Annotated in this window: 3 protein-coding genes; all 3 read left to right on the top strand. The window is 63.5% G+C overall.

Translation table 11 applies throughout. From position 1 onward, the window contains the following. Positions 1-570: SMP-30/gluconolactonase/LRE family protein (locus EN750_RS30965; RefSeq protein ID WP_145968076.1), on the top strand; the 570-nt coding region annotated here is incomplete at its 5' end. A 96-nt stretch (positions 571-666) separates the two neighbouring features. Further along, entirely contained in the window at positions 667-1,680 is a 1,014-nt protein-coding gene (locus EN750_RS30960) for an ABC transporter substrate-binding protein (protein WP_023811211.1), read from the top strand. A 49-nt stretch (positions 1,681-1,729) separates the two neighbouring features. Then, positions 1,730-2,187: ATP-binding cassette domain-containing protein (locus tag EN750_RS30955; protein ID WP_145968075.1), on the top strand; the 458-nt coding region annotated here is incomplete at its 3' end.

Below are 2,187 nucleotides of genomic sequence, written 5' to 3'. Positions count from 1 at the left end.
CACTATCAGGGCAAGCAGCTCAACAGCCCGAACGACATCGTCGTTGCCACCGGCGGATCGATCTATTTCACCGATCCGGGCTATGGCCGGAGGGAATTCTATGGCGTGCCACGGCCACAGGCCCTGCCGTTCCAGGGCGTCTACCGCATCGATGGCGATGGCGCCCGGCTGACATTGCTGGCCGACGATTTCGGGCAGCCGAACGGGCTTTGCTTTTCGCTGGACGAGTCGCGGCTGTTCATCAACGACACCGAACGCGGGCACATCAGGGTGTTCGGCGTCGAAGCCAATGGCGACCTCAATGGCGGCGCGGTGTGGGCGGTGACCGAGGGCGAGGGGCCGGGAGCGCCCGACGGCATGAAGATCGACAGCCGCGGCAATCTCTACTGCACCGGACCCGGCGGCATCCACATTTTCGATGCCTCGGGTGCCATTCTTGGCGTCATCCGGACGCCCGAGGATTGCGCGAATTTCACCTTCGGTGACGACGATCTGCAAAGCCTCTACATTACCGCGTCGACGTCGCTGTACCGGCTCAGGGTGAGGGTGCCGGGATTGAGACTGTTTTGAGCTCGCGACAATCCGTGCTCAAATCAGAGTTGGGAGTGAGGCCGGGGTCAAAGCCGGTGGGAATGCAGCAGTCAACACATCTGGGAGGATAACGACATGAAGAAACTGTTCGTTCTGGGAGCCTTGGCGGCAATGCTCGCCTCGGGCACGGCGCTGGCCGACACCAGCGGCAAGAAGATTGCTTTTTCCAACAATTATGCCGGCAATTCCTGGCGGCAGGCGATGCTCGACAGCTATGGCATCGTCACCAAGAAGGCGGTCGCCGACAAGATCGTCGGCGCGGCCGACATCTTCACCACCGCCGACAAGGAGGTGCCGACGCAAGCGGCGCAGGTGCAGAACCTGATCCTGCAGGGCTATGACGCGATCGTCATCAACGCGGCCTCGCCGGATGCACTCAACGGCGCCATCAAACAGGCCTGCGATGCCGGCATCGTCGTCGTCTCCTTCGACGGCACCGTGACCGAACCTTGCGCCTACCGTGTCGTCGTCGACTTCAAGGACATGGGCAAGCAGGAAATCGAGCAGATGGCCAAGTTCCAGCCCAAGGGCGGCAATCTTCTGGAAATCCGTGGGCTTGCCGGGACCTCGATCGACGATGCCATCCATGCCGGCATCCTCGAAGGCGTCGCCGCCCATCCCGAGTTCAAGATCGTCGGTTCGGTGACCGGCGACTGGGACCAGACGACGGCGCAGAAGGCGGTTGCGACCATCCTGCCGTCGCTGCCCGACATCGTAGGCGTCGTCGACCAGGGCGGTGACGGTTACGGGGCGGCCCAGGCCTTCGCCGCCGCCGGCAAGCCGCGCCCGACCATCATCATGGGCAACCGCCAGGACGAGCTGCAGTGGTGGAAGGAGCAGAAGGACAAGGACGGCTACCAGACCTGGTCGGCTTCGATCGCGCCCGGCGTGTCGTCGCTCGCCTTCTGGGTGGCGCAGCAGGTGCTCGACGGCCGCACCGACATTCCGCACGATCTGCTGGTGCCGTATCTGGCCTTCACACAGGACGATTTCGAGGCCGAGCTGCCGAAGATCCCCAAGGGCGGCGTCGCCAGCCACGAATACACGCAGGAAGACGCGATCGCGGCCATCAAAGCCAACATCAAGTGAGCCTTGAACAAGCGTTGCCCTCCGGATCATCGAGCGGATATCGTTGAGCATGCCTGAAGGGAACGCTGACATCATCAGACTGAACGGCGCCGAAAAGCATTTCGGCGCCGTTCGCGCACTGGGCGGCGTGGATTTCCATGTCGGCCCCGGCGAATGCGTTGGTCTCGTCGGCCACAATGGCGCCGGCAAATCGACGCTGATGCACATGGTGGCGGGCACGCTGGTGCCCGACAGTGGGCAGATCGGCGTGCATGGCGACACCGAGGACAACTACTCGGTGTCGCGCGCGCAGCAACTCGGCATACGCTGCGTCTTCCAGGAACTGTCGCTGTGCCCCAATCTCAGCGTCGCCGAGAACACGCGCATCAACCACGCGTCGCTGCGCGGCTTCGGCTGGCGGCGCAAGGCGGCGGATCTGATCGCCGCCAAGCTCGACGAGATCTTTCCGGGCCACAGCATTTCGGCGTCCGATATTGTCGGCGACCTGTCGATCGGCCGGCGCCAGAT

Origin of the sequence: Mesorhizobium sp. M7A.F.Ca.ET.027.03.2.1, assembly GCF_003999175.1 — a bacterium.
GTDB lineage: Bacteria > Pseudomonadota > Alphaproteobacteria > Rhizobiales > Rhizobiaceae > Mesorhizobium.
This window is presented reverse-complemented; position numbering and strand designations above follow the sequence as displayed.

Bases quoted from the DNA above. Each gene is read 5' to 3' on its own strand.
- EN750_RS30960 (WP_023811211.1), top strand. From the start codon at position 667: ATGAAGAAACTGTTCGTTCTGGGAGCCTTGGCGGCAATGCTCGCCTCG.